This is a genomic window from Xanthomonas melonis, assembly GCF_020783655.1.
In the GTDB taxonomy this organism is placed as follows: domain Bacteria; phylum Pseudomonadota; class Gammaproteobacteria; order Xanthomonadales; family Xanthomonadaceae; genus Xanthomonas; species Xanthomonas melonis.
This window is the reverse complement of the sequence record NZ_JAJGQH010000018.1, coordinates 109,013-132,997: the sequence shown is the minus strand read 5'-3', so window position 1 is coordinate 132,997 and position 23,985 is coordinate 109,013. Positions and strand designations below refer to the sequence as shown.

The window sequence follows — 23,985 nt, the reverse complement described above, 5'->3', positions numbered from 1 at the left end:
TGTACTCCGCGTCGCCGAAAGTCAGTTGCATCGTCGTCGTCCCGTTGCGTCTGTGCGATTGTCGCAGGATCAGGGGGAGTTGTTCAGAGTTTCCTTGTAACCTTGCTTTACAAGAATCGCATGAATGAATTGAGCCCACTTAGTCAGCTATTCATACCTAAAGCTTTCCTTCTCAATATGGGTAATCAACGAGTTCGCTTCATGGAACGAGCATGACAAATCGTTCCAGAAACAGAGTCAGTTTCACTTTCGAAGCCTGTCTTACCAGTTTTCTATAAAATTAATGCTGTCTGTGGCGTAAATAAAATACGAGGTTTTGGCTAAGAATGTCTGAGCAATCGAAGTCTACTGGAACGGGCTCGAAGTATGCTTATATCTCTAGCTTGTACTTCGTGGCAGTAGGGGTTCTATACCTATGGGGTTATTGGCCCACATTCAATGTTAACATTCTTGAGTATGCTGGCTTGACCGACGTCATCAAGACTGCCGCATACCCAATTGCATCCCTGTTTGTGTTTTTTGTGCTTGGCGCCGTGATGGGAGAATTTTTGGCTTACGGAGATTCGCTTCCCCCAGGGGGAGGAGTAAACACTGCGACGGGACGATTTCTTCAGAAGTTTGCTCCCTTACTGATTGTAGTCTATCTCTCAACGACTCTATTATTATTTTTATTTGGGCCAGATGAAAAGTGGCGGATACTTCCAGTGCTTGTGGGACTTCCACTTTATTTGCTGGGACTTCGATTTGAGGTGCTTTCAGACCTCGTTTCGCATAAGAATATACGATCGATCTTTATTTTTGTTTTGTCTGTGCTACCTTTTTTTGCATACGGGCACGGCAAGCTACGGGCGTTGGGAGTCTTGTCTGGAGAGGAGTATTCTTTCACGCCGAGCCAAGTCGGAAGTGTGCCTGCTGGAGTCGAGCCTATTGAAAAAAGGCCGCGTTACCTCGGGGTGGCCGGAGGTAATGTCTTCTTTTACATTCCCGAACACTGTTCGACAATAGTGGTAGCGATAAGTGAGTTGAAAGTTATGGAACTTCGCAAGCAAGTAAGATCCTCACCGTCGCGAGAGCCTAAACGAACAGCCACCGAGAAATAAGCGGCTAGGGTGTTCTTATGCTTCTTCAATGTCTACGGGGCTGTCAGTGGATGCCAACCCATAACTTGAATTCTAGTAGTTGACATCCCAACAAACCCGCAGCAATCTCTACCACAAGGAGCGTAGAAACTCCTCACAGAGCGGTACCCACCTCCGTCAAACCGGTGGGTTTTTTGTGCCTGCGGCGTCTTGCGGGCGCAACCGACGCGATGCCTGCGTCGGGAGGGCGGCTAATACAACACCCTTCGGGGAAATACGCCCGCCGGCTCTGTGCGGTTTCTAACCTCCCGACATCCCGTCGCCACCCAGCGGCGGGGCCTGTTCGTCAAGGAGGGCTTTGCCATGCGTCGACCCACGTCCAGTCCCAAGCCCGCGCGCAAGCGCGCAACGGTGCCGCCACCCACCGAGATCGGCTGGCACTCGCTCGACCCCTCGATCCCGCCGCGGCCCTACCTCGAGCGCACCCCCATCCCCGAGCCGCGCCCCGATCCCAGCAAGCCGCGCCGCCCAGGCCACCCGCGTGCCCCGCAACACTGCACGGTCGGCTACGGCTACTACCCCGACAGCGAACAACGCATCCCCACGCTACGCCTACGCGGCCGCTGGCTGGAACAACTCGGCTTCACCATCGGCAGCAAACTCCACATCCGCATGCGCAACGGCGAGCTGGTCGTCAGCGTGGCGAACGCAGATTCGGATGGTGTGTGCAGTTGACGAAAGTACCGGTGCTCGCAGACCCGGCTGCCGTCATGCCAGGCGATGATGATGGCCGACGGACTGCTCAGGCTGTTGCTGATCCTGTAGCTGCTGCACTTGTTGTTGCTGCCGCTGGGTTTCGCCGAGCGCTTGCAGCTGGCTCAGCGATTGCTCGACCGGCTGTGCAATCGCGTCAGCGGTCTTCATGTGTGCCCTTTTGTGGGCGGGATCATCCAGGGCGCCTCGGCCCCAAGGTGCGGCCCGGCTCGCCGCCGAACACGCTACCGTTGACCAGATGAGCGCCACTGTTGCTGTTGGGATGGTGCGTGACCAGGCCATCGAAGTCTTCGACAGCTTCGTTGCGGTAGCCCTTTTTTGCATCCCACTCAAGCTGGATGACGCGATAAGGGACGGGTTGTGTAGCTTGCTGCATTGCCATGTACCAACTCCATGTCAGTCCCTGAGGTTGACCGCGCGAGTGAGGTGCCAGCAGCCCTGACCGCGCCTGAACACATATGTATCCATTTCATATTCCATGCCAAAGTCCACCCTGCGCCCGTCATCTTTGGTCGTCTCGATAGAGACTGGAATCCCAACTTCACCTTGACGCCTGGTTCCATGTTCGTCGGAAACAAGTTGATCAAAGACCTTTGCATCCTTGAAATAACGAAACGGAAATAGGTCAAGGCGTGATCGGCCTGTATGCCTGGAGATATGCGTGATTGGTGAAGATGCAGTTTCTTCCTCCACGGTATACGTGGGAACTTCGTACTCCAGCGGGTCGTCAGTGAACTGGCGACGCACGCTGTCGTCGGCAGGGTCAGCGTAGCGCTGAAGAAACGTGTCGAAATCCTTGGAAGGACAAGAGATAGCCGGAGACTTTGCAGCGGGCTGACCCGGAGGCTCAGCTTGAGATGCGATGGCGGACCCGGGCGAGGCACACCCCGCAACCAAGGCGCAAAGCAACCCAGCGCACGCGACATAAGCCTTTCGGTGGTTGGCGCCCATACCTATCAGTTCTTCTGCGTGTTGGCTGCTTACGATGTAGATCACCGGAATCGTCCGTCACGCGAGCCCGCTCGGTGCGTGGGCCGGAACTCTCGCAAGGGTATCTGACTCAAGGAGGTCGTGCGACCGGCTACCCGGCGACGGGAACCGCGTGTCAAGTAATCCCTTGTCGTGCGTCGATCCCCGTCCCATCCCGTCCCAAGCCAGGGCACGCGCGCCACGGTGCCACCACCCACCGAAATCGGCTGGCACTCGCTCGACGCGATACTAAGGGAACTCTGAACAACTGCCCCTGATCCTGCGACAATCGCACAGACGCAACGGGATGACGGCGATGCAACTGACCTTCGGCGATGCGGAGTACAACGGCAAGCGCAAGCGGACACGGCGTGAGGTGTTCCTTGCCGAAATGGATCAAATAGTGCCGTGGAAGGCGCTTCTGGCGCTGATCGAGCCGCACTATCCGAAGTCGGGCAGCCGGGGCGCCAGCCGTATCGGCTGGAGACGATGCTCCGCATCCACTTCTTGCAGCAGTGGTATGCACTGAGCGATCCATCGGCGGAAGAAGCGCTGTACGACACGGTGTCGATGCGCAGTTTCGCCAAGATCGGCGGGCTGGATGAGGTGCCGGACAAGACGACGATTCTCAACTTCCGCCATTTGCTGGAGCGGCACGATTTGGCGCGCAAGCTGTTCAATCGGGTCAACGCGCACCTGTCGCGCAAGGGGCAGAGCCTGCGCGGCGGGACGATCGTGGACGCCACGATCATCGCGGCCCCCAGCTCGACCAAGAACAAGGACGGCGAGCGCGATCCTGAAATGCATCAGACCAAGAAGGGCAACCAGTACTGCTTCGGGATGAAGGCGCATATCGGGGTGGACGAGGACTCCGGGCTGGTGCAGCACGTCGAATGCACGGCGGCCAACGTGGCCGATATCACGCAAGCGCACAAGCTGCTACACGGCAAGGAAGACACGGTGTGCGGTGACAGCGGCTACACCGGGCTTGAGAAGCGCGAAGAGATGAAGTGCAAGCGCAAGCTGCGCTACCTGATCGCAGAGAAGCCCTCGAAGCTGAAGCAGATCAAGAGCAAACGCGAACTGAAGTTGGCCAAACGCTGGGAGCACACCAAGGCCAGCCTGCGTGCGAAAGTGGAACATCCGTTTCGGGTGATCAAGCGTCAGTTTGGCTACGCCAAGGTGCGCTATCGCGGTTTGGCGAAGAACACCGCACAGGTGCTGACGCTGTTTGCACTGTCGAATCTGTGGCTGACGCGCAAAGCGTTAATGCCTGCTGCGGGTAAGGTGTGCCTGTAATTCAGGCAATACCCCGCAAACGCGCCGAAAACGGCAAAAAAATCGGCGATTTGAGCGCCCTCAGCGCGGAGGATGTGGCTTGCTTCGTTTTCCGGCCCCGTTGATCAGACCATCCCTAATGCCTGCTGCGGGGAAGGTGTGCCTGTAATTCAGGCAATACCCCGCAAACGCGCCGAGAACGGCAAAAAATCGGGGATTTGAGCGCTCTTAGCGCGGTGAATGTGGCTTGCTTCGTTCTCCGGCCGCGTTGATCAGGCCATCCCTCGTATCCAAGGTCGATGCATCGATGCGAAACCGAGTGCATTGGAACGAAGATAAATAAATCATTACATCTGATCGGGCGATAAAAATTCTCTTGGAGTTTTCAGTGAAGAATACGCTAGAGTCACCGCAGCGCCAATGAATACGCCTATGCGAACGCACACAAGAATCCTGATGTCATTATTGCCCCTTGCCTTGGCTGCATGTCACCCCGACGCGCAAGAAAAGGCGGCCAATCTCGCTGCCCCGCCCGCTCGTGGCAACGACATGCCAAATCCAGCGGAAAAGATAAGTGCCAGATTCGACATTGGCGATCTGAGTACAACTGTTGGTGCATGCGACGACCTATTCGAGCACGTCAACAGGAGGTGGTTCGACGCACACCCCATGCCGCAGGATGTAAGCCGATGGGGAATGTCCACGGTTCATTCGAATGTGACCAGCAAGATCTTGCTCGACATACTGAAAAGCGCTGCAAGCGATCCACAGTCGTCTTCGGTCAGAAGAATGCTGGGAATGCTGTATGCGTCCGGCATGGACGAGCAAGCCATCGAGAAAGCCGGCCTGCACCCCATTGCCGACGAGCTTGCAATGATCGATGGAATCGAAGATTCCGATGGCGTCGTTCGCTACGTGATCCATCGGTCCTCCACAGGGGATAACCCGCTCTTTACGTTTGGACCGACCACCGACGACCGAGACTCGACGAAGGTGATCGCCTCGGCGACGGAGGATGTCGCTGGGCTCCCGAGCAAGGAGTACTATTCGGGCAAGCAGCACCAGCAAACGCGCGATGCGTACCTGGGTTACATCCAGAATGTCTTCGCAATGAGTGGTGCCGATGCTGGCGATGCCAGGGATCTTGCGCGAAAGGCGATGGACCTGGAGACGAAGTTGGTAGCAGCCACAATGTCGCCCCTGGAAAGCCGCGAGGTCGAAGTCTACTACAACCCTGTCAGCCTCCAGCGCGCCCAGCAGATCACTCCCCATTTCCCGTGGAAGACGTTCATCGCCGCGCAAGGCATGCAAGCCGTACCAACGCTAACGCTGACCAATGAAAGGTTCTTCCGTTCCTTGGATGTTCTGCTTGCTGACGCGCCCGTCGACGAATGGAAGGCCTACCTGAAATTGAGGTTGATCGACAAGGCATCTCCATGGCTGAGCAGGGGTTTCTCCGAGAACCATTTCGCGTTCTACAAGAGAACGCTGGGTGGGCAGCCGTCACAGGAGCCGCGCGAACGTCAGGTGCTGAAGGAGGTAGAGGCGGCGATGGGCGAAGGGCTCGGCCAGATATATGTGCAGGAGCACTTCAGCGCCGAAGACAAGGCAAAATCCATTGAGCTGATCGAAAAGCTGAGGGCTGCAATGAGGGACCGCATCCAACGGTCCACGTGGATGAGCCCGCAGACCCAACAACGCGCCCTGACGAAGTTGCAGGCCATTCTCGTTCGCGCGGGCTATCCCGACCACTGGCGGGATTGGAGCGGGTTGCGGCTGGACCATGAGGGCTACTACCACAACCTGGCGCTCGCCCGCGAGTTCAACTACAAGCACGCGCTCAGCAAGATTGGGCAGCCAAAGGACCTGAGCCAATGGTTCGTGACGCCACAGACGCTGGATGCTTTCTACAACCCGAACGACAACAGCATCAACATTCCTGCGGCCATGCTGCAGCCTCCCCTGTTCGACAGCAGTAACGATTTGGCCATCAACCTGGGGGGTATTGGGGCCTTCATCGGGCATGAGATCACCCATGCATTCGATGATCAGGGAAGCAAGTTCGATGGGAAGGGTAACCGGGTGGACTGGTGGACGCCTAGCGACCGTAAGAAATTCGATGCTCTGGCACAGCAGATGGTGACCCAGTTCGACGCCTACAGACCGATCAAGTCCAAGCCCGAAATCCACGTAAACGGGCGCTTCACCCTGGGCGAAAACATCGCTGACTTCGGCGGCCTCAACCTGGCATACACCGCGCTGCAGACGTCCGTCAGGCAGGATCCGAGCCTCTCGGTACCGATCGACGGCTATACGCCGGATCAGCGCCTGTTCTTCGCCTGGGCGCGTCTATGGCGCAGTGAGATGCGTGAGGTACAGCAGATCATGAGCCTGTCGAGCAATCCCCACTCTCCCTCGCGCATACGTACCAACGCCGCGCCTTCGAACATGCCGGCGTTCGCCGAAGCATTCGCGTGCAAGCCTACGGATGCGATGACGCGGGCAAGGGATTTGCAAACCATGATCTGGTAGCGTGCCACCGAAGCAATGACAGCGTGCCTTGCCTGGTGACTTCGCGGATGGCCCAGGACGTCGCCAGCAGATTGATCAGTATGGGATCTGCGGTCGCTCACCGCGCAGGGTCAAGCGTCCTTTCAAGGCTGCCTGGAGCTGTGCGACGTCAGGTCACCAAACGTGAATTCTATGTGCACCGTCGTGCGCCGCTTGGCCAACTAAGCGAGGCACGCGTGTCGCCAAGGTGCAAGGCGGCTTGGCGTCCGTCAGATGAGTTCTTTGCTGATCGGCAGTCAGCGCACTGCCCCGGATCACGACGACGCTTGCCCCTTCTGGCCGGAACACGTGGCTGCACAGGCTGGCCGGCCATCCGATCGCGTGCATTGCCAACCCGACCGCTGGGCACAGGCTGTCTACCGATGCCGGGTACGCACCCTGCAGATCGACGATCATCGGCGCGCCAGCGAGGATCGGGCAGGTCGTTCGCATGCAATTGGAGAGTTGTCAAAGATGACCAAGTTCGAACGCATCGCCGCGCACGTGCCCGCAGGCACGGTATTGCCCGTGGAGCTGCGCATGCTGTGCGACTATCTGGACAGGACCGGCTATCCGATCAGCGGGTGCATGAAGATCAGGCCGGACGACTTCGGTGGGGTGCAGTCCTGGTTCGATGGGGATGCGCTGATGGCATCGCAGTTCGCCTACTTCGGCGCGGGGCCGGACGGTTCGATCCTGGCGTTCTGGCTGCGCGACAGTCTGGATGCGAGTGCCGTGCCGGTCGTGCATCTGGGGTCCGAGGGGTGCGAAAACACCGTCCTGGCGAGGAATTTTCGCGAGTTTCTGGGCCTGTTTGGAATTGGCTACGACGAACTCGGCTTCGACGACCTGAGCCAGCCGCCGGCGGACCCCGATTCCGCCGCCAGGTTGCGCGCCTGGCTGGAGGCCGAGCTTGGCATTGTCTGCCCCCGCACCGGCGAGGACATCGTGGCCGTCGCGAAGTCCAACTGTCCCGATGTGGGGTTGGTCATCGATCAGTGGTCGAAGCAGCGCTACGGCGAGCAACCCTGATCGCTCCTGATCGCGGCGCCCGGTTCGCTTGCGGAGTCAGCGGAGATGTCTTTGAAGACCGTTTCGCGTTGCCACGTTCACTCAGGCAAGCACGTCCAGCGCCGCTATCCGGCTCGGCCCTATGACGTTGGTGACCGCACAACGCCGCTGCCGGAAGTCATGATGTCGCCAGGCACAGCCGCTGCGCCATGTCTGTGCTTATGCTCTCCGCCCTGGCGCGACGCGTGGTGTTTCCGCTGCTGGCCGGGGCGGTGCGGCTTGCGCGGCAGTGAGTGCCGCCATTGAAGTTCTGGTGGCGCGACCATTGCCGGCCACCAGCCACTGCGCTCACACCAGATCCCGGTAGTCCTGCAGGATCACCATCACCAGCTGGCTGCGCGAGCGCACGTCCAGCTTGTTGAACAGCTGCTGGAACGTCGCCTTGATCGCGCTTTCGGAGCTGCCGAGCTGGCGGGCGATCAGTTTGTTGGATTGCCCGCGCAACAGGCCACGCAGCACCTCGCGTTCGCGGTCGGTAAAGCTGGGCCGGGTTTCCTGCGTGCTCTGCACCACCAGCGATTGCAGATAGCGTTGGTCGATCAGCACGCGGCCCATCGCTACGGCGTGGATGCTGGCGATCAGTTCGTCGGTGGAGACGTCCTTGCGGCAGATGCCGGAGACGCCGAGCCGGATCAGCGCGAGCGCGTCGCGTTCGGGCAGGCCGGCGGTGACCACCAGGGTGGCCGGCCGTGTCGGTTGCTCGGCCTGGCGCTGCATGTAGTCCAGCGCGTTGTACTCGCCCATGTCGTAGTCGAGGATCACCACGTCCGGCGCCAGCGCTGCGATCTGCACGACTGCCTGCGCAAGCGTGCCGGATTGCCCCACCACGTCGAAGCGCGGGTCGGCGCCGAGCAGGCGCAGCAGGCCTTCGCGAAACAGGGTGTGATCGTCCAGCAGGTACAGGCGGACCGGTTCGCGCCGCTGCTCATCCATGCAATGGCTCCGGTTGCGGGGCATGCGCCAATGGCAGATACAGTTCGAAGCAGGCGCCTTCGCCACCGGGTGCATGGCGCAGCAGGCCGCCCTGGTTGGTCATGAGCGCTCGCGAGATGTACAGGCCCAGGCCGGAGCCGTCGGCATCGCTGCGGAAGGGTTGGAACAGCCGGCCGGGATCGGCGATGCCGGGGCCGGTGTCGCGCACGCTCAGCACGGCGCGCTCCTGCTCCAGGCGCGCGCCCACGTGCAGTTGCCGGCGCGCCGGTGGCAGGCCCTGCACCGCACGCAAGGAATTGCGCGCCAGGTTCAGCAATACCTGCAGCAAGGCGTGGCGGTCGCCCTGCACCGACGGGAAGTCGGCGGGCACCTGGATCTCCAGGTGGCCATCGATGTCGTCCCAGTCCGAGCGGATGATCACATCCAGCTCGCTGCACAACGTCTGCAGCCGGGTTTCGTGCACCTCGTCGGGCAGCTGGCGGCGCAGGTTGAACGAGGCCAGCTCCATCAGGGCCGCCACCAGGCTGCGCAGGGCGGCCAGGTCCGGGTCGTCGCCGATGGCCGGGTGCCGGGCCAGATTGGAGGTGACCACGCCGGCGGCCGAACACAGGTTGCGAATCTCGTGCGAGACCGCGCCGGCAAGCAGGCGGTTGTTCTTCAATACGTCGTCGAAGTGGGCCGATTCGCGCGCACGCACTTCCTCGCTGGTGTCGACCAGGATGGCGGCCAGGTGGCGCTCCTCGCTGTCTTCGTAGACCGAGAACCAGGTGGTGGCGGGGAAGCGGCTGCCATCGCCGCGGTGGCCCCAGGTGCTGGCCGAGGTGCGCATGCCATCCAGGTTGGCGCTCATGCTCAGCGCATCGTCGAGCAGCGGCAGGAAATCGCGCACGGCGCGACCTTCCAGCGCAGCGTCCTCGGCCATCTCCAGGATCTCGTGCGCGGCGCGGTTGGCCGCCACGATGCGGCCATCGCCGGCCACGGTGAGCAGCGCGGCCGGGCTGCTCTCGGCCAGCAGGCGCAGCTGCCGCTCCAGCCGCCGGCGCAGGCGTTGTTCGGCCCGCAGCTGCACGTAGTGCGACAGGATCACCCGGCGGGTGCGGCTGATCTCGGCCACCAACAGGCCGCAGCCGGCATAGGCGATCGTGGCCATGAAGAAGCGCAGCGCCTGTTCGACCAGGGTTTCGTCGGTGACGAACAGCCCGCGCAATACCGCGCAGGCGATCGCTGCGATGACGATATCGCGCCGCGACAGCACGGTGGCGGCCAGGACCACCGGAAGGATGTAGAGCAGCCCCAGCGACACGCCCAGATGCGAGTACCACTCCGCACACACCAGCGATACGAGCATGACCAGCGACGCCCACAGCGTGGGCCCGCGATTGAGCTTGACCACCTGTCCGCGCCACTTGAATGGCAGCCTCAGTCTATCCATCGCCTGTCCGTCTACCTGCCTGCAAGGGCGCTCCCGCCTGATCCTGGTCCATCCATCCCACAGCATTGTGGCGGTGCCGATGGATTTCACCCTATCGAAAGATAGGCCGTGCGCATCGTTCGAGCCGCCTGCGCACTGTCCAACGCTGGCGCAAGGATGGCAGACACAAGCGTGGAGGCTGGGTGTAATGCAGCCACCCCACGTTGGCTGTCTCCTCACCATGATCACCCGCGATACGTTTCCGCTGCGGCGCATCTGGCCCAAGACCTACAAACGCCTGCTGGTGCTGCTGGTCTTCGACTGCGCCGTGGCCATCCTCTACACCTTCTTCGACTGGCGCTGGCTGTCGATCGAGGCCTTGCCGCTGGCGCAACTGGGCTCGGCGCTCACCATCTTCCTGGCATTCCGCGCCAATGCGGCCTATGGCCGCTGGTGGGAAGCGCGACAACTCTGGGGCTCGCTGGTCAACACCTCGCGCGCCATCGCACGCCAGGCCCTGACCGCACTGGATGTGGACCCCGATGACGCACGCCAGGTGGCGCTGCGCGAAGAGATCGTGGTGCACCAAGTGGCCTTCGTGCATGCCTTGCGCTGCCATCTGCGCCGGCAGAACCCGTTTCCGGAACTGGCCGGCCTGCTCGGGCAATCGCGTGCCGATGCGCTGCGCGGCTACGCCAACATTCCCAACGCGCTGACCTTGCGGCTGGGCCAGCAGCTGCAGCAGGCGCGCGACTGGGGCATGCTCGACAGCCTGCGCTGGTCCTCGCTGGATGCCAACCTCACCACGCTGGCCAATATCCAGGGCGCCTGCGAGCGCATCAAGAACACGCCGCTGCCGCGGCAGTTCTCGTCGCTGCCCAGGACGCTGGTGAACATGTATTGCTGGCTGGTGCCGCTGGGCTTGATCGCCGGCATGGGCCTGGCCATGCCGATCGCCTCGGTGCTGATCAGTTTCACCCTGCTCGCCATCGACAGCGCCAGCAGCGCCATCGAAGACCCCTTCGAGAACACCGTGCACGACACCCCGATGACGGCGCTGTCGCGCGGCATCGAACTGACCCTGCGCGAAATGCTGGGACAACGCGCCCCGCTGCGCGAAGTGCGCCCCATCGACGGCTTCATCTACTGACCACGGACACCGCCATGCAGACCACGCCGACCCATCTGATCTTCGCCACCAACTTCTCCGAGACCTGCCATGCCGCCATTCCCACCGTGGCGCAGCTGGTGGACCGCCTGCGCGCCCGGCTGACCATCCTGCACGTGCATGCCAAAGGCAAGCGCGCGCAGGCCCAGCAGTCGCTGGAGGCCTTCTTCGCCGAAGCCTCCAACTACCCGGGCTGCGAGCGTGCCCTGGCCAGCGGCCCGGCGGCAGCGGGCATCGTCTCGTTCTGTCGCAGCCGCAACGACGCCTTGCTCATCATGCCGCCCTCCGAGCGCACTGGCCTGCCGCGCCCCTTGCATGTGTCGTTGCGTGCACGCGTGCTGCAGCGGGTGGCCACGCCGATGCTGACCTTGCCCTATGCCGACGCGATCCCGCGCGATGGCAGCGTGGGCGGCCATGTCGCCTACTGGGTCACCGGGCGCGAAACCAACCTGGAATCTCTGCGCGACGCAGCGGCGCTGGCACGCCGACGCGGGGCGGACCTGCATCTGTTGCACGTCATGCCCGAGATCGGCGAAGGCTTGTTGATGGACAGCCTGTTCAACGCCACTCCGGTGACCGAAGCGGCCGCCTCCAACTGGCTCAGCGACCTGGCATTGCAACTGGGCGACGATGACCTGCGCGTGCGTATCCATGTGGCGGTGGGCAACCCGCGCCGGGAGATCGCCGGCCTGCTCAAGCGCGCCTGCGCCGACGTGCTGGTGGTCGAACACGAGGCCGTCATCCGCCGTGGCGTCTGGCGCTCGTCGCTGCAGGCAACGCTCGCCAGGAGCCCCTGCGTGCTGATCTGCCTGCCGTCGCCGCAGGCGCGAGTGGCTGCGGCGGGCCTGGGGCGGTTAACGGCGGTGCCGGCCAACAGCGCTGCAGGACAGCGAATCGCGGCGTAGACCGCGAGACGACCGTGCATCGGATGGCGCCGCAGCATGGCTGGTGAAGTGACACTCAGCCATCGGACTCAGACCACCGGCCGACGACTCATACAAGTACAGGCTTGTGGCGCCTGACTGTTTGCTTTGTCGGTTTCCCAATCCAGCTGATCAGTGTCGGATCCAAGGTGCATAGGGGCTGCCGGCATAGCAGACAGGCATCGTCATTGCGTCGCCGCGTAGGTGCCGTCATCGTTCCGGACCACGTCGCTGTATTGCGGGCAGGCGGACTTGCCTGTGGCCAGGCAGCCATCGGTGTCCTTGAACGGTTGCGACCGTCACCAATCCGAAGCTGCAGTATGAGGGGACACGCTGCCCATCAGGGGGGCGTCGCCTTTGTTCGATTTCCGTCAATTCGGCCGACACGCGGACTTCGCAACCGGGATGCTTGACTGCAACGGTCAACCATCGTTGCGGAGTCGCGCATGAGTGCAATCACGGTAAGCGGGGTCGGCCCATCGTCGACCGGGCGGCGGGCGATCCGGGCGGGTATTGGTCCGACGCGTCGCGTGGCGGCGATGGCAGGGATGTGGCGTGGTGCGTGTGGCCCGTTCCTCGACACTGCGGCGCGCATGCGCGCCGTGGCCGGCTGAGGGGGCGTCATGCGGATCTGCGTTCTCGACGAACCCAATGCGGCGACTGGCGGGCTGGAGCAGCGCTGTGCGGCAGCGCGTGAGGCCGGCTGCGATTACGTGGTGATGGCAGCGCCGTTTGCGCGCGATGCGGAGGGTCGACTGATCGATCCGGCGGGCCCGGCGCAGGCCCCCGACCCGGCGCTGCGCGAGGCCGTGCAGGCCGCAGGGCGGGCTGGCGTGAAGTTGCTGATCGATGTGCGCCTGGATGAGGTCGGCGGTGCCAGCGCAGTGGTGCGCGACAACCCGCAGTGGTTCCGCGCGCGCAGCACCGCAGTGCCGGACCCGCGCCAGCCGCGGGCGACGCCAGAGGTCGCCGAAGCCCGTTTCGGCTACACGCAGGAAGGCGCGGCGCTGGTGGAGTGGTGGAGTGCGCGCCTGCTGGACTGGGCCGGGCAGGGCGTGGGCGGCTTCCGGTTGCTGCAGCCTCAGCAGGTGCCGGCATCGCGCTGGCGCGAGCTGATCGCACGCGTGCATGCGCAGGCGCCGGAAGTGGTGTTTGCGGCATGGACGCCAGGGTTGGGCCTGGAGGCCCTGCAACACCTGGCCGGCGCAGGCTTCGACGCGGCGTTTTCCTCGCTGGCGTGGTGGGATGGCCGCGGCAGCTGGTTCTTCGAGGAAGACACGGCGCTGCGCGCACTGGCGTCGCAGGTCGTGGCGGTACTGGGGCTGCGCGACGGCGAGCATGGCGCGGGGCCCGCGCAGCAGTGGCAGCTGGCGCTGGCCTTTGGTGGTGCCTGGTCGATGGACGAGGCACATCTGCACGCGGTGCCGCCCTCGCTGCGTGCCGGCGGTGCGCCTGGCGGCAGTGCCGGCCTGCGCTTGCGTCCGCTGCTGCGCGAGACGACCGGGCTCACGGCCGTGGCGGTGGAGCCGCTGGGTGGGTTGCCGTCCCTGCTGCTGATCAATGGCGACACCCGTCACGTGGTGCCGGTGCCTGCGTCGGACCTGCTGCGGTTGCTGGGCGATGCGGAAGCACTGGTCGCCGAGGATGGACGCACGCTGTCCGGCGCCACGCTCGAAGCGCTGGAGCCAGGCGAAGTGCGGGTCTATCGCAGCGTGCCGGCGCGGCACGTGCTGGCGGTGCCGCGGATGCGCCCACGGGCACAGACCGCTGCCACCTGGCCGCGGGTCTGCATCGAGTCGGTGACGCCATCGGTGGATAATGGCCGCTTCCCGGTCAAGCGCAGCGTGGGCGACCGCATCTGCGTGGAAGCCGATGCCTTCTGCGACGGCCACGACCGCATCGCGGTGGCGGTGCTGTGGCGCGCTGCCGATGCCAAAACCTGGGCCAGCGCGCCGATGCGCGCACTGGGTAACGATCGCTGGCGCGCGGAATTCCCGCTGGAACGGATCGGCACCTATGAATTCCGTGTGGAAGCGTGGCGCGATGTGTTCGCCACCCTGCATGCGGACCTGGAAAAGAAGCGTGCGGCCGATACGGTGTTGCCGGTGGACGTGCAGGAAGCCATTGCGGCGGTCGAAGCGGCGCAGGCGCGCAGTGATGGCGCATTGGCGACGCAGCTGCAGGACATCCTGGCCCGCATCGGTGCGCATGGCGAGCCGCTGCAGCAGTTGGCCATCGTGCTGGAGCCGGACACTGCCCAGGCGATGGCGCAGGCCGACGACAAGCCGTTCCGCTCCGAGTATCCGGTGACCTTCCGGGTGGAATCCGAGCGCCGTGCAGCGCATTTCGCCAGCTGGTACGAGTTGTTCCCGCGTTCGCAGAGCGGCGATGTCACGCGGCACGGCACCTTCGACGATGTGATCGGGAAGCTGGCGCATATCCGTGCGATGAACTTCGATGTGCTGTACATGCCGCCGATCCATCCCATCGGCTTGAACAACCGCAAGGGCCGCAACAACTCGGTGACCGCGGTGGATGGCGAGCCGGGCAGCCCCTATGCGATCGGCGCCAGCGACGGCGGGCACACCGAAGTGCATGCCGAACTTGGTGGGCTGGCGGGTTTTCGCCGCCTGATCCAGGCCGCGCGTGGGCACGGGCTGGAAGTGGCGCTGGATTTCGCCATCCAGTGCGCGCCGGATCATCCCTGGCTGAAAGAGCACAGGGACTGGTTCACCTGGCGCGCGGACGGTTCGATTCCATATGCGGAGAATCCGCCGAAGAAGTACCAGGACATCGTCAATGTCGATTTCTATGCCAGTGGCGCGGTGCCGGAGCTGTGGAACACCTTGCGCGATGCGGTGCTGTTCTGGGTCAACGAGGGCGTCACCCTGTTCCGCGTGGACAACCCGCATACCAAGCCGTTTCCGTTCTGGGAGTGGCTGATCGCGGACGTGCGTGGGCGCCGTCCGGACGTGGTGTTCCTATCCGAGGCCTTCACCCGGCCGAAGATGATGTACCGGCTGGCCAAGTGCGGTTTCTCGCAGTCCTACACCTATTTCACCTGGCGCAATCGCAAGCACGAGCTGCAGGAGTACCTGCAGGAATTGAATGCGGGCGTGCCGAGCGAGTGCTTCCGCCCGCACTTCTTCGTCAATACGCCGGACATCAATCCCTTTTTCCTGCAGACCAGCGGACGCAATGGACACCTGATCCGTGCTGCGCTGGCCACCACGCTGTCCGGCCTGTGGGGGATGTACCAGGGCTTCGAGCTGTGCGAAGCCACGCCGCTGGCGGCGGGCAAGGAAGAGTATCTGGACTCGGAGAAATTCCAGCTGCGCGCCTGGCCCGAACGTGCGCCGGGCGACATCGTGGACGAGATCACCCGCTTCAACCAGCTGCGTCGCATGCACCCGGAACTGCAGTCGCACCTGGGCACGCGCTTCTACCAGGCCCATAACGATCAGATCCTGTATTTCGGCAAGTTCCTGGATGCCGGCTACCTGTCGCGCAGCCGCACCATGGTGCTGGTGGCGATCGATCTCGATCCACATGCCGGGCAGGATGCCGATATCGAAGTCCCCTTGTGGGAACTGGGCCTGCCCGATCACGCCAGTGTGGCGGTGGACGATCTATGGGACGGGCACCGCTTCACGTGGCAGGGCAAACACCAGCACATCCGTCTGGAGGCGACGCGGCCGTTCGCGTTATGGCGCATCCGCGCAGGAGAGGTCGCATGAATGCAGTTGCAGCGTTACAGGCCGATGCGGAGCAATCGGCGGTCGTCGCCGACCAACGCTGGTACAAGGACGCCATCATCTACCAGGTGCACGTCAAGTCGTTCTTCGACTCCAACGACGATGGCATCGGAGATTTTCCGGGATTGATCTCCAAGCTGGACTACATCGCCGAACTCGGCGTGGACACCATCTGGCTGTTGCCGTTCTACCCCAGCCCACGCCGCGACGACGGCTACGACATCGCCGAATACATGGCGGTGCATCCGGACTACGGCACCATCGCCGATTTCGAGCAGTTGGTGGCGCAGGCGCACGCGCGCGGCATCCGCATCGTCACCGAGCTGGTGATCAACCACACCTCGGACCAGCATCCGTGGTTCCAGCGCGCACGCCATGCGCCGGCCGGTTCGCCGGAGCGCAACTTCTACGTGTGGTCGGATACCGACCAGGAGTACGAAGGCACGCGCATCATTTTCTGCGATACCGAAAACTCCAACTGGACCTGGGATCCGGTGGCCGGGCAGTACTTCTGGCACCGGTTCTATTCGCATCAGCCCGATCTGAACTTCGACAATCCCGAGGTGCTGGCGGCAGTGCTGGAGGTGATGCGCTTCTGGCTGGATCGCGGCGTGGATGGCCTGCGTCTGGACGCGGTGCCGTACCTGATCGAGCGTTCGGGCACCTCCAACGAAAACCTGCCCGAAACCCACGCCATCCTGCGCAGGATCCGCGCCACCCTGGATGCCGAGTACCCGGATCGCATGCTGCTGGCCGAGGCCAACATGTGGCCGGAGGACACCCAGCAGTACTTCGGGCAGAACGCCGACGAATGCCATATGGCATTCCACTTCCCGTTGATGCCGCGCATGTACATGGCGATCGCGCGCGAAGACCGCTTCCCCATCACCGACATCATGCGCCAGACCCCGGAGATCCCGGAGAGCTGTCAGTGGGCGATCTTCCTGCGCAACCACGATGAGCTGACGCTGGAAATGGTCACCGACTCCGAGCGCGATTATCTGTGGCAGACCTATGCCGCCGATCGTCGTGCCCGCATCAACCTCGGGATTCGCCGCCGGCTGGCGCCGCTGCTGGAGCGCGACCGGCGCCGCATCGAGCTGATGACCTCGTTGCTGCTGACCATGCCCGGCACGCCGGTGCTGTACTACGGCGACGAGATCGGCATGGGCGACAACATCCATCTGGGCGACCGCGACGGGGTGCGCACGCCGATGCAGTGGTCGATCGACCGTAACGGCGGCTTCTCGCGCGCCGATCCCGCACAGCTGGTGCTGCCGCCGGTGATGGACCCGCTCTATGGCTTCCAGGCGGTGAATGTCGAAGCACAGATCCGCGACCAGCATTCGCTGCTGACCTGGACCCGCCGCGTACTCAGCGTGCGCAAGCGCTACCAGGCCTTCGGCCGCGGCACCTTGCGCTTCCTGTATCCGGGCAACCGCCGCATGTTGGCCTATCTGCGCTGCTACCAGGACGAGACCGTGCTGTGCGTGGCCAACCTGTCGCATACGTTGCAGGCAGTGGAACTGGATCTGTCCGAGTTCGAAGGCCGCGTGCCGGTGGACATCATCGGCGGCGGCAGCTTCCCGCCGATCGGGCGGCTGACCTACCTGCTCACCGTGCCGCCGTTCGGCTTCTACGCGTTTCAGCTGGTCAGCGAGGGCACCCTGCCGGACTGGCACGTGCCCAGCCCGGTGCCGTTGCCGGATTACCGCACGCTGGTGCTGCGCAGCGACGCCGACGAAAGCACTGCGCTGCTGCCGCACCTGCCCACGCTGGAGGGCGAGATCCTGCCGGCTTGGCTGTCGGCACGGCGCTGGTTCTCGGCCAAGGACCAGGCCTTGCGCACGGTGCGCATCGCCCGCCGCACGCCGCTGCCCGGCGACGAGCCGATGAGCCTGCTGGAGCTGGCGGTGGAGCTGGAGGATGGCCGCCACGAGTGCTACATGCTGCCGGTGGGCATCGTATGGGAGCGCGAGCATCCCAGCACGCTGGCCGAGCAGCTGGCTCTGGCACGCGTGCGCCAGGGCCGCGAGGTGGGCTATCTCACCGATGCCTTCGCGCTCAAGCCGATGGTGCGCGGGGTGATCGATGCGCTGCGCCGCGATGCGACGCTGGATTTCCACGATGGCGAGGATCCGGCCCAGCAGGGCCAGGTGCGCTTCGAATCCACGCCGGCACTGGCCGCGCTGGAGATTCCGGACGATCCGGAGATCCGCTGGCTGTCGGCCGAGCAGAGCAATAGCTCGTTGGTGGTCGCCGACAAGGCGGTGTTCAAGCTGTTGCGGCATGTGGCCACCGGCGCCAACCCGGAGATCGAGATCGGACGCCGGCTCACCGAGATGGGCTATGCCAACGCCGCGCCACTGCTGGGCAGCGTCAGCCGCATCGACGGGCAGGGCACCGTGACCACCATTGCCCTGCTGCAGGGCTTCATCCGCAACCAGGGCGATGCCTGGCGCTGGACGCTGGACCATCTGGCGCGCAGCTTCGACGAATACGCCACCGCGCAGACCGACGAGGCGCGTGCCGAAGCCATCGCCGGCTACGACGCCTTCGCCGCCGTGGTGGGCAAGCGGCTGGCCGAGCTGCACGAGGCGTTGTCACGCGACACCGACGATGCCGATTTCGCGCCGCAGCGGATCGACCTGCCGACCGCCAACGACGTGGTGGCAGGCGTGGCGCGTCAGGTGGAGGAGATGTGGGGCACGGTCAACGCGCGGCTGGCCGCCAGCGAGGAGCCGGCCGAGCGCGAAGCGCTGGAGGCCATCCTGGCGCAGCGCCCGCAGCTGGACGCCTTGCTCGCGCAAGCTCCCCGCGTGCTGGCCGATTCGTTGCTGACCCGTGTGCACGGCGATTTCCACCTGGGGCAGATCCTGGTGGCGTTCGACGACGTGGTGCTGATCGACTTCGAAGGGGAACCGGCCAAACCGCTGGCAGAGCGACGCGCCAAGGCCAGCCCGTTGCGCGACGTGGCCGGATTCCTGCGCTCGCTCGATTACGCCAGCGAGGTGTCGGCCCGCGGCGAGGAGGGGACCGCCGCCCGCGCCGGTGTCGGCGTGGACACGCATCTGGACGAATTCCTGGTGCAATTCCGTCGCCGCTCCACACAAGCCTTCCTGGACGCTTACCATGCCGTCCTCGACGCCAGCGCCCACCCGTGGATCGCGCCGGCGGCGTTCAACGCAGCCACCTTGCTGTTCCTGGTGGAGAAGGCTTGCTACGAAGTGCGCTACGAAGCGGCCAACCGCCCTGGCTGGTTGATGGTGCCGATCGAAGGCTTGCGACGCATCCTGCAGCGCGCACGCGCCGGTGCAGGAGATACCTGATGAGTGGAGTCATGACAGCAGTGAGTAATCGATGGGATCCCGGCGTCATCCGCGCCCTGACCGAGGCGCGCCACGGCGACGCCTTCGCCGTGCTGGGCGCGCACCCGAGCGGGAGCGGCCGGGTGCTGCGAACCTACCTGCCCGGCGCCGACCGTGTCAGTGCGGTGCTGCACGACGGCCAGACGATCGCATTGGAAGCCGGGCCGGAGCCGGGCCTGTTTGCCGGCGAACTCCCTGCGCAGGGGAGCTACCGCTTGCGCATCGGCTGGCCCGGTGGCGAGCAGGAGACCGCCGACCCGTACGCCTTCGGCCCGCAGCTCAGCGACTTCGACCTGCACCTGATCAGCGAAGGCCACCACCTGCAACTCGCCGATGCACTGGGTGCGAACGTGGTGGACGTGGATGGCGTGCGCGGCACGCGCTTTGCGGTGTGGGCGCCCAATGCCTCGCGGGTGGCGGTGGTGGGCGACTTCAACAGCTGGGATGCGCGGCGCCACCCGATGCGGCTGCGTCATCAGTCCGGGGTGTGGGAGCTGTTCATTCCCGACGTCGGCCCCGGCGCGCACTACAAGTACCAGCTGCGTGGGCCGCATGGACACGAGTTGCCGGCCAAGGCCGACCCGGTGGCGCGGCGCGCGGAACTGGCGCCGGGCACCGCCTCGATCGTGGCCGACCCGGCGCCCTTCCAGTGGAACGACGATGGCTGGATGGCCACGCGCGCACGGCGCCAGGCGCACGATGCACCGATGAGCATCTACGAGATCCATGCAGGCTCCTGGCTGCACGCCGAAGGCGTGGACCTGGACTGGGATGGCCTGGCCGACCGACTGATTCCGTATGTGGCGGACATGGGGTTCACCCATGTGGAACTGATGCCGGTCACCGAGCATCCGTTCGGTGGCTCCTGGGGCTACCAGCCGCTGGGCCTGTTCGCGCCCACCGCGCGCTTCGGCACGCCGGACGGCTTTGCGCGCTTCGTCGATCGCTGCCATCGCGAGGGCCTGGGCGTGATCGTCGACTGGGTGCCGGCGCATTTCCCCACCGATGCGCACGGGCTGGCGCACTTCGACGGCACCGCGCTGTACGAGCACGCCGACCCGCGCGAGGGTTTCCACCGCGACTGGAACACGTTGATCTACAACCACGGCCGCCGCGAGGTGTCCGGCTTCCTGATCGCCAGTGCGCTGGAATTTTTGCAGCGCTACCACGTCGACGGCCTGCGCGTGGATGCGGTGGCGTCGATGCTCTACCGCGATTACAGCCGCAATGCCGGCGAATGGATTCCCAATATCCACGGCGGGCGCGAGAACTACGAAACCATTGCGTTCCTGCGGCGGCTCAACCAGGTGGTGCGCGAACATGCACCGGGTGCGGTGACCATCGCCGAGGAATCCACTGCGTTTCCCGGCGTCACTGCAGACGTGGCGCATGGCGGACTGGGCTTCCACTACAAGTGGAACATGGGCTGGATGCACGACACCCTGCATTACGCGGGGCTGGATCCGATCTATCGCCGCTACCACCATGGCGAGCTGACCTTCAGCATGGTCTATGCGTACTCGGAACGCTTCGTGCTGCCGATCTCGCACGACGAGGTGGTGCACGGCAAGGGCTCGTTGCTGGGCCGCATGCCGGGCGACGACTGGCAGCGCTTCGCCAACCTACGTGCCTATCTGGGTTTCATGTTCACCCACCCCGGGCGCAAGTTGCTGTTCATGGGCTGCGAATTCGGCCAACCGACTGAGTGGAACCACGACGCTGGCCTTCCGTGGCATCTGCTCGACGACACACGCCACCGCGGCGTGCAGACGCTGGTGCGCGACCTGAACCGCCTCTACGTCGAATACCCGGCGTTGCACGCGCACGACGACGACCCGTCCGGCTTCGCGTGGGTGGTGGGCGACGATGCGGCCAACAGCGTGGTGGCCTTCCTGCGCAAGGGCAAGCGCGGCGATGCGCCGGTGCTGGTGGTGATCAACTTCACCCCGGTGGTGCAGCACGGCTATCGCATCGGCGTACCGCAGGGCGGCCACTGGCGGGAAGTGTTCAATAGCGATGCCGGCCTTTACGGTGGCAGCAACCTCGGTAATGGCGGCGGCGTGAGCGCCGAGCAGCAATCCATGCACGGGCATGCGCAATCGCTGCCGTTGCTGCTGCCACCGCTGGGCGCCATCGTGCTGACGCCGCAAGGCTGAGTCCGCAAGGCCGATGCCTTGGCCTGCCGCCGGCCGCTTGGCCCGGTGGCAGGCCAGCTGTTAAATTCGCGCCTCATTGCCGCCCGGGGAGGGCGGCCGGGCACAGCCGCCGCCATGCCTTCCGTCGATTATCCTTTGCGGGAGTGCGGTGCGTGCGCGCAGGCGTAGTGAATCAACAGATCCAATCCTGGCCTGCCGGCTGTGCAGTGTCGCCAACCGGCCCTGGACGACGCAGGCGGCGGACGCCGGGCGCAGCTGCGCTGCAGCGGCTGGGTGCCACAGGCGCGCGCGTGTTCCAGGCAGGCTCCAGGGGCGCGCACAAGGCGTGCGCGTTGGCAGCTGCACAGGCGGGGAGCGAGGCATGCTGCTGACCTGGCTGTATCTGCTCGGCGCCATCGCTGCGGCAACGTTGTTCTATCTGGCGACCGCGCATCAACGGCTGTGGCGGCGCGCAACCCGTGCGGCGCTGCCGCTGCGCGTCGCGGCGGGTGTGTCATGCGCGCTTTCGCTGGCTTGCGGGATCGCTGCGCTGGGTCCCTGGGCCGGGGTCTTCGCCGCGCTGACCGCGCTGATGCTGGCGGCCATCGTGCTGCCATGCGTGGATGTCTGGTGGCAGGGGCGCGTGCAGCGCAGGCAGGTGCCGCATGTGGGCTAGGTGGTTGGCATCGGTGGTGCTCGGCCTGCCGCTGGCGGTGGCGCTGGTGGGCCTGTGCGCGTTGCTGCTGCCTGGGCCGCGTCAGTCCTACACGCTGGCATGGCTGCTGGTGATGTTTCCGGTCTGGATCGGCGCGATGGCCTGGCCATTCGCATTCCGGAGCGCAGCGCGCGCCTGGTTTTGGATGGGTGGGCTGACCCTGCTGTGCTATCTCGCGCTGGCCGCGATCAAGGCGCTGGGCTGGACGGAGCTTCCCGCATGAAAGCCGCAACCTTACGCGCGTTCCTGTCCGTGCATAGCTGGACGGGACTGCTGGCCGGCATGGCCTTGTTCATCGCGTTCTATGCTGGCGCACTCACCGTGTTCACCCACGAGCTGAGCGGCTGGCAGGTCGCGCCGCCAGCGCAGGCGGCGGTGCCGGCCGAACCGGTCGCGGCCGCGCAATCGCTGCTCGACACCGTCATCGCCGCGCACCCGCAGGTGGCCGAGTCGTTCCTGGTGCTGTTGCCGGGCGAGCATGGGCCGTTGGCGCGGCTGTACTGGTATGGCCCGCAGGCCGATGCCAGCGGGGGCATGCGCCAGTATCAACACGGACCCGATGGCGGTGTGCTGGAGTTGCCGCAGCGCACGGGTTTTGCCGATTTTCTGTACGACCTGCATTTCACCGCCGGCCTGCCGCGCGTGTTCGGTACCTATCTGTTCGGCGTGGTGAGCGTGCTGTACGGGCTGGCGCTGGTCAGTGGCGTGGTGCTGTATGCGCCCGTCTTCTTCAAGGATCTGTTCGCGCTGCGCATCGGTGCCAACCTCAAGCGCCTGTGGCAGGACGCGCACAATCTGGTCGGCATGCTGTCGCTGCCGTTCCATGTGATCTTCGCCTGGTCCGGCGCGGTGCTGTGCCTGGGTGTGCTGCTGCTGGCGCCGTTCCAGTTCCTGGTGTTCGACGGCAAGTTGATGCAGATCCTGGAGCCGGATTTCGAACTCGCACCGCATGTGGCACCGGCCAAGCGCGCCGCGCCGCTGCTGCCGATCGCAACGCTGCTCGATCGCGCGCGCGCGGCCAGCCCCGGCTTCGTGCCGGAAAGCCTGGCCTACCACGATGCCGGCGACGCCAATGCGCGGGTGGAGGTCTATGGCCATCACGATCAGCGCCGGCTCAACAGCCTGGGCGGCGTGGCGCTGGATGCCACCACCGGGCAGGTGCTGCGCGTGCTGGAGCCGGCCACGATGTCGCCCGGCACCGCCGCCCTGCGCGGGCTGCAGGCGCTGCATTTCGGCAACTTCGGGCACGCCGCGGTGCAGTGGCTGTATTTTCTGCTCGGCCTGGGCGGCGCATTCCTGTTCTACAGCGGCAACCTGTTGTGGATCGAGGCACGGCGCAAGCGTCGCCAGCCCGAGCAGCCAGGTCGCACGCATGCGATGGCGCGGCTGACGGTCGGTGTCTGCCTGGGCAGCGTGGCCGGCATCTCGGCGTTGTTCATCGCCGCGCGGTTGTTGCCGGCGGGACAGGAGCGCTATGTGTATTACGCGGTGTTCGGCGTCACGCTGCTGTGGGCGGTGCTGCGGCCTACTGCGCGCGGCGCATACGAGGCCTTGCTGGCCTGCGCCGTGCTGACCGCGCTCATTCCCATCGCGTCCCTGCGTTCGCCGCAGGGGGCGGTCATGCCGTGGACCGATCCGCGCGTGCTAAGCGTGGATCTGATCGCGCTTGCGGCCGCCTGGGCGTACTGGAAGATGGCGCGCGCTGCATTGCGCCGCAGCCTGCATGGCGATCCCAATAGCGTGTGGGCAGGGGGACGTTCCCGGATACGATAGTGGCCGGCCCATATCGTCTGACGCATGAGCGAGCATTGGTTCTACGGGGAGATCGCGTGATGGACGTCCTGCGCCTGTTGCCG

The 23,985-nt window shown here is 64.5% G+C and carries 17 protein-coding genes and 1 pseudogene; 13 read left to right on the top strand and 5 right to left on the bottom strand.

Annotated features, from left to right (window positions below; translation table 11 throughout):
• The first annotated feature begins 464 nt into the window (after positions 1-464).
• Both LL964_RS17715 and LL964_RS17710 read left to right on the top strand, forming a co-directional pair.
• Complete coding sequence (locus LL964_RS17715; RefSeq protein WP_146092424.1) at positions 465-1,100, top strand: hypothetical protein; 636 nt, start codon at positions 465-467, stop codon at positions 1,098-1,100.
• Between the two features lie 342 nt (positions 1,101-1,442).
• Positions 1,443-1,814 carry a SymE family type I addiction module toxin gene (locus tag LL964_RS17710; RefSeq protein ID WP_104588470.1) on the top strand — a complete coding sequence of 124 codons (372 nt, stop codon included), beginning with the start codon at positions 1,443-1,445 and terminating at the stop codon, positions 1,812-1,814.
• Positions 1,815-1,847: 33 nt separating this feature from the next.
• Here the strand turns inward: LL964_RS17710 and LL964_RS17705 are convergent.
• From LL964_RS17705 to LL964_RS17695, 3 genes and pseudogenes are all read right to left on the bottom strand, one after another.
• Positions 1,848-2,039: pseudogene (locus LL964_RS17705) on the bottom strand (XVIPCD domain-containing protein); the annotation flags it as partial.
• Positions 2,026-2,235: a hypothetical protein gene (locus LL964_RS17700; RefSeq protein WP_208621484.1), complete on the bottom strand. Its 210-nt coding sequence runs from the start codon at positions 2,233-2,235 to the stop codon at positions 2,026-2,028. The pseudogene LL964_RS17705 and the gene LL964_RS17700, both read right to left, overlap by 14 nt.
• A 14-nt stretch (positions 2,236-2,249) precedes the next feature.
• Positions 2,250-2,849 carry a hypothetical protein gene (locus LL964_RS17695; RefSeq protein ID WP_228329479.1) on the bottom strand — a complete coding sequence of 200 codons (600 nt, stop codon included), beginning with the start codon at positions 2,847-2,849 and terminating at the stop codon, positions 2,250-2,252.
• 289 nt (positions 2,850-3,138) lie between these two features.
• Here LL964_RS17695 and LL964_RS17690 point away from each other — a divergent pair.
• From LL964_RS17690 to LL964_RS17680, 3 genes are all read left to right on the top strand, one after another.
• Positions 3,139-4,121, top strand: a protein-coding gene (locus tag LL964_RS17690; RefSeq protein WP_104588559.1) for an IS5 family transposase whose coding sequence is annotated in 2 segments (ribosomal slippage) — positions 3,139-3,274 and positions 3,274-4,121 — 984 coding nt in all. Because the reading frame shifts where the segments join, the coding sequence is not laid out codon by codon here.
• A gap of 435 nt (positions 4,122-4,556) precedes the next feature.
• Positions 4,557-6,632 (top strand): M13 family metallopeptidase, encoded by a 2,076-nt coding sequence (locus tag LL964_RS17685; RefSeq protein ID WP_167395417.1) that lies wholly within the window; start codon positions 4,557-4,559, stop codon positions 6,630-6,632.
• Positions 6,633-7,124: 492 nt separating this feature from the next.
• Positions 7,125-7,682, top strand: coding sequence for a hypothetical protein (locus tag LL964_RS17680; RefSeq protein WP_104588472.1), 558 nt, complete (start codon positions 7,125-7,127; stop codon positions 7,680-7,682).
• 327 nt (positions 7,683-8,009) lie between these two features.
• On the opposite strand, the gene LL964_RS17675 is transcribed toward LL964_RS17680, so the two are convergent.
• Both LL964_RS17675 and LL964_RS17670 read right to left on the bottom strand, forming a co-directional pair.
• Entirely contained in the window at positions 8,010-8,654 is a 645-nt protein-coding gene (locus LL964_RS17675; protein ID WP_104588473.1) for a LuxR C-terminal-related transcriptional regulator, read from the bottom strand.
• Positions 8,647-10,086: an ATP-binding protein gene (locus LL964_RS17670; protein ID WP_104588474.1), complete on the bottom strand. Its 1,440-nt coding sequence runs from the start codon at positions 10,084-10,086 to the stop codon at positions 8,647-8,649. The genes LL964_RS17675 and LL964_RS17670 overlap by 8 nt, the downstream gene beginning before the upstream one ends.
• Positions 10,087-10,273: 187 nt before the next feature.
• Here LL964_RS17670 and LL964_RS17665 point away from each other — a divergent pair, with 187 nt between their 5' ends.
• The 8 genes from LL964_RS17665 (at position 10,274) to LL964_RS17630 (ending at position 23,902) form a co-directional block, all read left to right on the top strand.
• Positions 10,274-11,215: a bestrophin family protein gene (locus LL964_RS17665; RefSeq protein WP_228329478.1), complete on the top strand. Its 942-nt coding sequence runs from the start codon at positions 10,274-10,276 to the stop codon at positions 11,213-11,215.
• 14 nt (positions 11,216-11,229) lie between these two features.
• Positions 11,230-12,138, top strand: coding sequence for a universal stress protein (locus tag LL964_RS17660; RefSeq protein WP_104588476.1), 909 nt, complete (start codon positions 11,230-11,232; stop codon positions 12,136-12,138).
• Positions 12,139-12,779: 641 nt separating this feature from the next.
• Positions 12,780-15,893 carry a maltotransferase domain-containing protein gene (locus LL964_RS17655; RefSeq protein WP_104588477.1) on the top strand — a complete coding sequence of 1,038 codons (3,114 nt, stop codon included), beginning with the start codon at positions 12,780-12,782 and terminating at the stop codon, positions 15,891-15,893.
• Complete coding sequence (gene treS / locus LL964_RS17650; protein ID WP_104588478.1) at positions 15,890-19,240, top strand: maltose alpha-D-glucosyltransferase; 3,351 nt, start codon at positions 15,890-15,892, stop codon at positions 19,238-19,240. Before LL964_RS17655 ends, treS begins: the two co-directional genes overlap by 4 nt.
• 20 nt (positions 19,241-19,260) lie before the next feature.
• Positions 19,261-21,435, top strand: a complete 2,175-nt coding sequence (gene glgB, locus LL964_RS17645) for a 1,4-alpha-glucan branching protein GlgB (RefSeq protein ID WP_208621482.1) — start codon at positions 19,261-19,263, stop codon at positions 21,433-21,435.
• Between the two features lie 361 nt (positions 21,436-21,796).
• Positions 21,797-22,090, top strand: coding sequence for a hypothetical protein (locus LL964_RS17640; RefSeq protein WP_104588480.1), 294 nt, complete (start codon positions 21,797-21,799; stop codon positions 22,088-22,090).
• Complete coding sequence (locus tag LL964_RS17635; RefSeq protein WP_104588481.1) at positions 22,080-22,352, top strand: hypothetical protein; 273 nt, start codon at positions 22,080-22,082, stop codon at positions 22,350-22,352. The genes LL964_RS17640 and LL964_RS17635 overlap by 11 nt, the downstream gene beginning before the upstream one ends.
• Positions 22,349-23,902, top strand: coding sequence for a PepSY-associated TM helix domain-containing protein (locus LL964_RS17630; RefSeq protein WP_104588482.1), 1,554 nt, complete (start codon positions 22,349-22,351; stop codon positions 23,900-23,902). Before LL964_RS17635 ends, LL964_RS17630 begins: the two co-directional genes overlap by 4 nt.
• Positions 23,903-23,985: the final 83 nt, after the last annotated feature.

What these genes read in the sequence shown, in the direction of transcription:
- LL964_RS17710 (WP_104588470.1), top strand. Translation starts at nt 1,443, where the DNA reads ATGCGTCGACCCACGTCCAGTCCCAAGCCCGCGCGCAAGCGCGCAACG.
- LL964_RS17700 (WP_208621484.1), bottom strand. Translation starts at nt 2,235, where the DNA reads ATGGCAATGCAGCAAGCTACACAACCCGTCCCTTATCGCGTCATCCAG.
- LL964_RS17685 (WP_167395417.1), top strand. Translation starts at nt 4,557, where the DNA reads ATGTCATTATTGCCCCTTGCCTTGGCTGCATGTCACCCCGACGCGCAA.
- LL964_RS17680 (WP_104588472.1), top strand. Translation starts at nt 7,125, where the DNA reads ATGACCAAGTTCGAACGCATCGCCGCGCACGTGCCCGCAGGCACGGTA.
- LL964_RS17675 (WP_104588473.1), bottom strand. Translation starts at nt 8,654, where the DNA reads ATGGATGAGCAGCGGCGCGAACCGGTCCGCCTGTACCTGCTGGACGAT.
- LL964_RS17670 (WP_104588474.1), bottom strand. Translation starts at nt 10,086, where the DNA reads ATGGATAGACTGAGGCTGCCATTCAAGTGGCGCGGACAGGTGGTCAAG.
- LL964_RS17665 (WP_228329478.1), top strand. Translation starts at nt 10,274, where the DNA reads ATGCAGCCACCCCACGTTGGCTGTCTCCTCACCATGATCACCCGCGAT.
- LL964_RS17660 (WP_104588476.1), top strand. Translation starts at nt 11,230, where the DNA reads ATGCAGACCACGCCGACCCATCTGATCTTCGCCACCAACTTCTCCGAG.
- LL964_RS17655 (WP_104588477.1), top strand. Translation starts at nt 12,780, where the DNA reads ATGCGGATCTGCGTTCTCGACGAACCCAATGCGGCGACTGGCGGGCTG.
- treS (WP_104588478.1), top strand. Translation starts at nt 15,890, where the DNA reads ATGAATGCAGTTGCAGCGTTACAGGCCGATGCGGAGCAATCGGCGGTC.
- LL964_RS17640 (WP_104588480.1), top strand. Translation starts at nt 21,797, where the DNA reads ATGCTGCTGACCTGGCTGTATCTGCTCGGCGCCATCGCTGCGGCAACG.
- LL964_RS17635 (WP_104588481.1), top strand. Translation starts at nt 22,080, where the DNA reads ATGTGGGCTAGGTGGTTGGCATCGGTGGTGCTCGGCCTGCCGCTGGCG.
- LL964_RS17630 (WP_104588482.1), top strand. Translation starts at nt 22,349, where the DNA reads ATGAAAGCCGCAACCTTACGCGCGTTCCTGTCCGTGCATAGCTGGACG.